The sequence below is a fragment of the Bombilactobacillus bombi genome (assembly GCF_013607485.1).
GTDB classification, from domain to species: domain Bacteria; phylum Bacillota; class Bacilli; order Lactobacillales; family Lactobacillaceae; genus Bombilactobacillus; species Bombilactobacillus bombi_A.
Genome location: NZ_SCHP01000017.1, coordinates 21,093 through 30,062 on the forward strand (window position 1 = coordinate 21,093; position 8,970 = coordinate 30,062).

General features: G+C 36.6%; 7 protein-coding genes. 1 reads left to right on the plus strand and 6 read right to left on the minus strand.

What is annotated here, in order from left to right; translation table 11 throughout:
• Nucleotides 1-4: 4 nt before the first annotated feature.
• From EQ827_RS04945 to EQ827_RS04960, 4 genes are all read right to left on the minus strand, one after another.
• Nucleotides 5-2,485, minus strand: a complete 2,481-nt coding sequence (locus EQ827_RS04945; protein ID WP_181189885.1) for an ATP-binding protein — start codon at nt 2,483-2,485, stop codon at nt 5-7.
• A 3-nt stretch (nt 2,486-2,488) separates the two neighbouring features.
• The gene (locus EQ827_RS04950; RefSeq protein WP_181189886.1) at nt 2,489-3,676 is read right to left on the minus strand and encodes a metallophosphoesterase family protein; all 1,188 of its coding nucleotides are present in this window, start codon (nt 3,674-3,676) and stop codon (nt 2,489-2,491) included.
• A gap of 84 nt (nt 3,677-3,760) precedes the next feature.
• On the minus strand, nt 3,761-4,102 hold the full coding sequence (locus EQ827_RS04955; RefSeq protein ID WP_219912642.1) for a YlbF family regulator: 342 nt from the start codon (nt 4,100-4,102) through the stop codon (nt 3,761-3,763).
• Between the two features lie 18 nt (nt 4,103-4,120).
• Nucleotides 4,121-6,178 (minus strand): transglycosylase domain-containing protein, encoded by a 2,058-nt coding sequence (locus EQ827_RS04960; RefSeq protein ID WP_181189891.1) that lies wholly within the window; start codon nt 6,176-6,178, stop codon nt 4,121-4,123.
• Between the two features lie 80 nt (nt 6,179-6,258).
• Here EQ827_RS04960 and EQ827_RS04965 point away from each other — a divergent pair, with 80 nt between their 5' ends.
• Nucleotides 6,259-7,125 (plus strand): RluA family pseudouridine synthase, encoded by an 867-nt coding sequence (locus tag EQ827_RS04965; RefSeq protein ID WP_181189887.1) that lies wholly within the window; start codon nt 6,259-6,261, stop codon nt 7,123-7,125.
• Here EQ827_RS04965 and rbsK read toward each other — a convergent pair.
• The gene (gene rbsK, locus EQ827_RS04970) at nt 7,111-8,049 is read right to left on the minus strand and encodes a ribokinase (RefSeq protein WP_181189888.1); all 939 of its coding nucleotides are present in this window, start codon (nt 8,047-8,049) and stop codon (nt 7,111-7,113) included. The genes EQ827_RS04965 and rbsK overlap by 15 nt on opposite strands.
• Before the next feature lie 211 nt (nt 8,050-8,260).
• The coding region (argS, locus tag EQ827_RS04975; RefSeq protein WP_181189889.1) for an arginine--tRNA ligase domain-containing protein at nt 8,261-8,970 on the minus strand (710 nt) is incomplete at its 5' end.

An 8,970-nucleotide genomic window follows, 5' to 3' on the forward strand; every position in this document is an offset into this window, starting at 1 on the left:
TTTTTTAACGTGATAAAGTCAATAGATGCTCGGAGTCTATTAAGTTAGCTGTAGGCGGCTGCGCACAAACATAAATTACTTGCGTCACTTGCGACATTTGCTGAATAATACGAAAAATATTGCTCTTACGCTGTGTATCAAAATCAACCAAGGCATCATCAATTAAAATCGGCATTGCCGTAATATCAGCAACCTCCAACACAAAAGCCAAATTAAGCGCTAAATATAACTGTGCTGCCGTACCACGCGATAATTCATGAACATCAAATTGCTCCTTATCTGCAGTTAATAACTTTAATTCGCCTTCCACAAAATTGATTACTTTAAAGCGGCCATTAGTTAACTGCATAAATAATTGTTCAGCGCGCTGTAATAAATTAGGGAAACGATTAGCACTAGCATAATTCAAAGTAGTACTAATCCATTGTGCCGCCATAACATGTCCAATCCATTCGCTAAAAGCTGTTGTTAAAGCGGTATTATTAAATTCTATTTCTTGTAAAAATTGCTCATATTGATCATTATTTACTAATTGCTGAGCTTGAGCAGTAATTTGAGCTTCTTGTTGATTTAAATGATGAAGAGTTTGCTGAAGCTGCTGTAAATTATCCTGAGCTTGCTTTAATTGTTGTTTTAATTCTGTAAGGGAAGTGAATTTTTGCAGTTGATTGAGATCATCGCCTAAAGTTTGTTGTAAAAGTACCTTTCGCTGTTGCTCTTGGTGTTGTTGCTGAAGCTGGGATTGCAACTGTTCAAATTGCTGGCTATCATCAACATGATATTTTTGAAAGAGTTCAGCTAATTCTTGTTTTAGTTTAGTTAATTGCGTATGTGTCGCTGTTAATTTTGACTGCAATTGTTCATGATTAGTTCGTTGCAGTTCCTGTAATTGCAGTAAGTGCTGACATTCACGCAGATACTCATCGAAAACCACATCTGAAATTGTCTGCGCAGTTACCGGTCTCATTAAATTACTCAATCGCTGTAAAAACTGCGCCCGTAATTCTTGATAATCATCGATTTGTTTTTGATTGGCAGCTAACTGTTGTTTTAAGTTAGCTAGTTGCATAATTATACCCTGTAAATCAATAACTTCTTGATCAGTTAAATTATCTAAATGATATTGTTGTTTAAAACTTTGCATATGGGTGCGAATATGCACGGTTGGCGATTTTGCCTCTTGAACAGTTAATATCCACCAACTTAAAGCAAAAATGATTAAAAACATTATTACCGCCCAAAACCATTTATGCGTTAGCATCAACACTAGTCCACTAATTCCTACAGTTAAAACGCCCAAGGCCAATTTTGTAGTTTGCTTAGAGGTCTGCTTTTGCCCTTTTAATTGTGTCAATAATTTTTGAAATTGCTGTAATTGCTGTTGAGTCAGAGGAGTTAAATCAGCATTTAATTGGGGATTGTGTTGCAGTAAAGTAGAACGCTGTTCTTGTAACTGTTGTTGCTGAGGAATTATATTGGCTTTTAAATACTGACTTTGAAATTTCAATTCTTGTTGCTGTTGTTGAAGCCGTTGAAATTGGGCTTGATTTTGTAAAAAATAAGCAATTTGAGCTTGCTGCTGCGAATTTAAGGATGAATTTTTCTGCTGTTGCTGCAAATTAGTAACCAGTTGCTGATTCCAGGCAATGCTTTGCTGTAAATTATCGTAAGTAGTTATATCAGTTGCAGATATCGCTATAGGAGAAGTGGCAGTGTGTGCGAGCGCTTTAAACTCTTGAAAAAGTGCCCACTTTTTTTGCAATTCTTCTAATTGATGGACTTGCTGCTGTAACTGCTCCTCTTGTTGTTGTAAATCAGGTTCTTGCTGCAAGAGTTCCTGTAATTGTGCCTGAAGTTGATGATATTTAGTATTTTCGTTATCAAATTCCTGTAATTGTGCTTGTAAACTCTGATGTTTATCTAATAACTGATTCAATTCATATTTTTTGCCCCGGGGCCGATATAATTGATCTGCGTCTTTTTGCAATTTTTTTCTAAGCTTGAGCCAATCACTGGAGCCAACAGCTCCAAGGGCTAAAATTTGTTCTAATAATTCATCATCGGTTAAATGATAAACTTGCTCTAAGGCGGTTTGATCAATAAAATTAGTTTTGATAAATAAATCTGATGTCATCGGAGCCAGTAATTGCAAGTAGTCAGCTGTGGTTTTGGGTTGATCATTTTCATAGACAGTGAGTAATTCCGAGTTTTGTTTTTTGGTACGTTTAATAGTCCAGTGATTATTATCAGCATCCAATAAATAAACCTCACCGCCATACTTACTACTCTTATGCGGTAAATAACGGCGATATTTTTCTTGTCCGCGCGCACTAGCAAATCCAAATAAAATCGAGCGAATAAAATATAATAAAGTGGTTTTCCCAGTCTCATTATTGCCCAAGATTACTTGATAATCAGTTTGAAAATTAAATTTAGTATCGACAAAACAGCCAAAACCATAAATATTTACCCCTGTAATTTGCACGCTTTAATCCTCCATTTTATTTTGACTAATGATATCAATCGCGGTTTGTTGTAGCTTAGCTAAAAAGTCTGGATTTTGATAGACATCCCTAATGGCTGCTACTTGTTGCAATTTACCTAAATGCTGTTGGAGATTAGCTTTAGTAAAAACGTCTTGAGCCGCTTGCTTCCAGAACGGTTCATCAATCGCTTGGTAAATAGTTTTGGTTGTAAATTGCCGGTGAAAACGATAAATATAATTAAAATGCTCAGATTGGGCATTTTTTTGTAAAGTGGCCAACAATTCACCGGAATCAATTAAGCCTTGAATCGTAGTGCTCAATTTTTCATAATTTGTAAATGTTAATTCTACTAAAGTATTTTGCTTATTAGCAATTGTTTGTGTGATTTGTTTAATTAAGGTATCCAAATCTTGAATTCGAGCTACATCTAATTGCTGATTCTGCCAAATAATTGGGGCTACAGCTCTAAATTCCAGATTAGTTTGTTGTCCATCCCACTCCACTAAATAATAGCCTTTAGCGCCTGTTTCTTTACGATGACGCCCCTGCAGATTACCCGGATAAACTATATAGGGATTTTTATTAATAATTTGCCGTTGATGAATATGGCCTAACGCCCAATAATCATAACCCTTACTTTGTAAATCTTCGACACTAAATGGTGCATAATTATTTTGATTTGTCTGGCCAATTTCTCCATGTAAAATTCCAATCTGATAATCAACATTGTCTAGGCGTGCTGGATAGGATTGTGCTTTATTTGCTGTTAAATGATTCTGATCATAACTAAAGCCACTTACAGCTATCCGTAAACCGCTAACTAATTTTAAAGTAACGGTAGAAATTTGTGGTCCAAAAACGTGGACATTGCTGGGATACGAAACAATTGCTTGAGATGAAGTTAAGTAATCATGATTACCATAAATCAAAAAAACCGGAATATGGTGTTGAGCTAATTCTAAAAACTTTTGCTGCAGATAAAGTTGAGCCTGCAAATCACGTTCCACGTTATCAAATTCATCTCCAGCAATAACGATAAAATCAACCTTTAAATCAATCGCTTGCGCTACTAGAGTATCAAACGCTTGATAAATGGAATTATGCACTGCCTGCCGAATAGCGCTAGGTAAATTAGTCAAGCCCTTAAAAGGACTGCCTAAATGTAAATCAGCAGTATGAATGAATTTCATTACTGTCCTCCTACAAAAAAAGACCGGGACAAAATCTTGTCCTAGTCCCCTCTGTTAAAATTTTTCAAAATAATTTTGTGATGATTATCCTTGATATATCTCAGCAAGCGGCTTAGAAATGATTTTGTTTAATTCTTCCATCATCGCATTCACTTTACGTTCTTGTTCCATTAGACGCTGAACAGAATCAAATTTTGTTAGCTGACCAGAAATAGTTTGTAAATTTTTAATTTCTTCATCACTAATTTCTTGTCCACTGACTTGCTTTTGCTGAAAATCGGCCTGCAATTTTTCCATTTTTTGGAACAGGCTATAAGCCATTGCATCAGCCTTCATTTGACTAAAAGCACTTTGTAAGCCCATAACTTCGGGAGTTTGGCGTAATTCACTTTCCAATCGGTTAGCGGTGTCATAAACGTTAATCATAAAATAATACTCTCCTTTTTAGTGTCCAATAAGACCTTTAATTTGATTATACCATTGACTGACGCCCTGGCGAGTATTATTAAAATTATTAATAGTATCTTCGACTTTTTTTCGCATTTCACCGCCAAAATCTTCCAACCAACCCTGAGGTGAATGGTGCTGATTACGTTGAGCAATCGTTGCTGCGTCTTCCACGCCAAAAGCTGTGTTTTTAGTATAAGGTAAAATAGTTTCTAATTCAGTTTTAAATAACGGAGCAATTCCTTGAGTGCTACTATTTTGAAGAAAATGATTTTGATCCGTTTTGTCAAATCCCACCCAAGTTGCTACCACAACATCGGGAGTATAACCTACTATCCATTGATCTTTCGTTCCTGAACCATATTCAGTTGGCACTTCCGTACTGCCGGTTTTTCCAGCCAAGCGATGACCATAAGGCTTAGCACTTTGACCAGTTCCCTGATCAAACACACCTAACATCAAACTAGTCATAGTTTTAGCAGTAGACTTACTCATTATTAAACGTGGCGTATCATTATGATTTTGAGCAATTACTGCACCGGTAGCATCAACTATTTTAGTTATAAAATGTGTATTCGCCAACCGACCATCATTTGCAAAGGCGGTATATGCTCGAGCCAGCTGATAAGGAGTTAAGCCTGTTTGTAAACCACCTAATGCTAAAGCCAAATTTTGATCAGACTTAGGAACTTTTATGCCAAAATTTTCTAGCGATCCTACGCCTTTATTAACGCCAATTTTATCTAGTAATGCAACAGCAGGAATATTTTCACTCTGTGCTAAAGCCTGGTACAAGGGAATTTCTGCAGAAGATGAACCATCAGCGTTAGTAGGCGTATAATGATTCTTACCAAAACTTGTAACTTGATTAGGCAACATTGAATTAATGCGGTAGCCCTTTTCGATGGCAGGTGTATAAACAGCCAAAGGTTTAATAGTTGACCCCGGCTGGCGTTTCATCTGGGTGGCACGATTCAAAGTCCGAAAAGCATGCTGTCCTCGTCCGCCCACAACTGCACTAACCCCACCATTACGAGGATTAATTGCAATTGATGCTCCCTGTGCCATTGTGCCATCAGCGGCATTATCAGGGAATAAACTATCATCTTCAAAGCTCTCTTGCATTTGTTGTTGGATATTTTGATTTAAAGAAGTATAAATAGTATAGCCTTTATTTAAAATATCATCCTCACTCAAATGATACTTCGTCTCAGCTTCAGCAATTACTGCATCAAAATAAGACGGATAACGATAACCATTTTGTCGTTGGTAACCATTAGTTATATTCAAAGGCTCTTTTTGAGCTAAAGTCACTTGGTTTTCGGTTAGTTTGTGATTATCAGCCATTAATTGTAAGATTAAATTACGGCGTTGGCGGGAATTTTGTGGATTACGAAGGGGATCATAATAACTAGGATTACGTAACATTGCCGTCAAAGTCGCTGCTTGGGCAGCAGTTAGATCTCGGGCATCACATGCAAAATAACGGCGGGAGGCATCTTGAACTCCCCATACACCATTGCCAAAATAAGAATTATTTAAATACATGGATAGAACATCTTTTTTGCTGTAAACATGATTAATCTCTACAGCCAAGAAGAATTCTTCAGCCTTACGCATTAATGTTTGTTTTTGCGTCAATAAAGCATTTTTAGCAAGTTGTTGAGTAATGGTACTGCCACCACCGCTAATACGATGATGGATAATTAATCCTAGAGCACCACGTGCATAACCACGCAGACTAAATCCAGAATTCGTCCAAAATGTACGATCCTCTGTAGAAATAACAGCATTTTGCATCGTGGGTGAAATCTGATCTAAGTTAACATAGGTACCCTTTTGGGAATATAAAGATCCAGCCTTTTGGCTAGAAGCATCCATAATAGTTGTCGTTGTTTGTAAAGAAGCTTTGAGATTACCGATATTGGCAGTTTTGGCGCGAAAAGTTAAAACAGCACTGAGCAATAAAAATGTAGTTAAAAACAATAATATCAGCCAACGAACGACATGATAACGCTTCGTAAAATACCGCAAGAACTGAATAAATTTTTGCATCCAAGCTTTTAAATGTTGTTTAATAGTTAAATTTTCAGTATGTTTCATATTTGTATTCTACCATATCTTGGAGGTCGCACGTGATTTTAGAACGTCATTTTAAAATTCAAAGTTTCGCTGAACCATTATCCATTCGTACTGCATTAAAAACATGGCTCATTCCACGTAAATGGCAGCATGAGCTGCGAATTCAACGTGGTTTTTTGGTTAATGGTAGTTACAAGCCCTTTAATAACTTAATAAATAACGGAGATAATATTGACTTATTCTTCGATACCACTATTAAAAGCCAAAATTATTTACCAGCAGAACATATTGGCTTTCATATTCAATACGAAAATCAAGACTTATTAATTATTAACAAGCCTGCTGGTCTAAAAACGCACCCCAACCAGCCCCAAGAAACACAAACACTTTTTAATCAAGTACGCACATATTTGCAATATAATCCACTCATGATTCATCGTTTAGATAAGATGACTAGTGGCTTAATCATGGTTGGCAAAAATCCATTGGTTGTACCGATTTTTAATCGTCAATTATCCCAAAAAATTATGCAACGCACCTATATCGCTGTGACAGTCTATAACCCTAAGATTGATAAGCAAGGCTGTATCACCGCTAATATTGGTCTTGATCCTAGTGACCCTCGGAAGCGAAAAATTACTGTTCAAGGACAATTTGCGCAGACAAAATATCAAATCATTCAACACAATTATAAATATGCATTAGTTAAACTCGCCTTATTAACTGGCCGAACTCATCAAATTCGCGTTCATCTTCAATCCCTTAAAATGCCTATTGTAGGAGATCCCTTATATGGTCCTTCAGCAACCAGCATGTATCTTCACGCTTATCAACTGGGTTATCAGTTGCCCTTTTCTACACAGCAAAAAAATATTGCAATTGCTATTCCTCACAATTTTTACCAACTAACCTCTATTTAAAGCGGCTTGGACTTGCTCCAAAGTTGGAATTGATGGCTGAGCACCCAATTTTTGTACTGCTAATGATGAAGCACGATTAGCAAAAGTCGTAGCTTCAACTAAATCACTAAAGTCCGGCTGCAAGGAGGCTGTTAAAGCACCGATAAAAGTATCACCAGCGGCAGTAGTATCCACCGCTTTCACCTTAAAAGCAGCAACGAATTGTTCTAAATTTTGTTGCTGATCAGACACATAAGCACCTCGATCTCCAACTGTGATAATAGTCCGTGGACAACCCTGACGAGCAAAACTAGCCGCCGCTTGCTGCATAGAATCTTGATTAGTAATTGCTATGCCAGTTAAAGCTTGAGCCTCAGTTTCATTCGGACAAATTAAATCGGTTACTGCTAAAAGTTCTGCCGGCAGAGTTTTGACTGCTGGTGCTGGATTAAGAATCGTCTTTACGCCTAACTGATGGGCATAAGTAAAGGCTTGTATAGTAACATCTATAGGCGTTTCAAATTGGCAAATTAAAAAATCAGCTGCTTTAATTAAACTTTGTGCTGCTTTAACATCATCGCCAGTCAAGCATTGATTAGCACCACCATAGACCAAAATACTATTTTGGCCCGTAGTCGCTTGCAATAAAATATAAGCTTGTCCTGTACCATGTGTTGAATCAACCACAAGCTGGGAAACATCTATTTTTTCTTTTTGCAAAGTATTTTTTAAAATGTCACCAGCATCATCCTTACCAATTCGCCCAATAAAAGCAGTATTAGCTCCGCCTGCACGAGCAGCTGCTACTGCTTGATTAGCACCTTTACCCCCAGGAGCAGAACTTTTATCTAGCATACTTAAAGTTTCACCTGCTTGGGGCAGACGTTCAATTTTTAATATTGAATCTAAATTTATACTTCCTAATACAACTATTTTATTAACCATAATTATCTCCTTAATTATAAAATCAAAGCTTTAAATCTAAATATCCTTGTTCATTATACCAATCCAAAGCTTATCTGAAATATTAAAATTACCTTCTAACTAAAAAATTAATAGTCAATTTAAAAATGGAGTTAAGGCAACATATAACCTCAACTCCATCGAAAAACAACATCAATTCTTATTTACTGGCAAATTTTTAAAAACTGAGAGCTTACATTTCATCTGGAGCCTGCACTCCTAGCAAACGTAAAGCCTCTTTTAAAACAATCGTTACACTGTGAACCAAATTTAAACGCGCAGTTAATTGATCATCTGCTACTAAAACCTTGTTATGAGCATAGTAATGATTAAAGGACTTAGCCAAGTGTAACGCAAATTTAGCAATTATTGATGGTTCACGCTGCATAGCTGCCTGCTGAACAATATTAGGAAATTGCGCTAAATATTTAATAATCTCCCAAGTATTATCATCTACTGCAGTTAACTGAGTTTGCGTTGCATCTACTGTATAATTAGCTTTACGTAATATGCTCATTGCACGCGCATGAGTATATTGAACGTAAGGTCCAGTTTCACCTTCAAAACGCACAACTTCATCTAGTTTAAAATCAAAACTATCGGTCCGATTATTTTTTAAATCGTGAAAAATAACGGCACCAACACCAACCGCATGAGCTACTTCAGCTTTATTCTGCAGTGTAGGGTTCTTTTCATCGATTTGTTCTTGTGCTAATTTAACAGAATCATGCAAAACATTCTCTAATAAAATCACTCGGCCAGCGCGTGTAGAAAGCTTCTTCCCACCAGAAGTAATTAAACCGAACTTAATATGTTCAATATCTTGGGACCAACTAAAGCCCATTTTTGCTAAGACGGCTTTTAATTGTTCAAAATGTATGCTTTGTTCACTACCAACAACAT

Coding starts and splice junctions, on each gene's coding strand:
- EQ827_RS04955 (WP_219912642.1), bottom strand. CDS start 4,102: ATGATTAACGTTTATGACACCGCTAACCGATTGGAAAGTGAATTACGC.
- rbsK (WP_181189888.1), bottom strand. CDS start 8,049: ATGGTTAATAAAATAGTTGTATTAGGAAGTATAAATTTAGATTCAATA.
- EQ827_RS04950 (WP_181189886.1), bottom strand. CDS start 3,676: ATGAAATTCATTCATACTGCTGATTTACATTTAGGCAGTCCTTTTAAG.
- EQ827_RS04960 (WP_181189891.1), bottom strand. CDS start 6,178: ATGCAAAAATTTATTCAGTTCTTGCGGTATTTTACGAAGCGTTATCAT.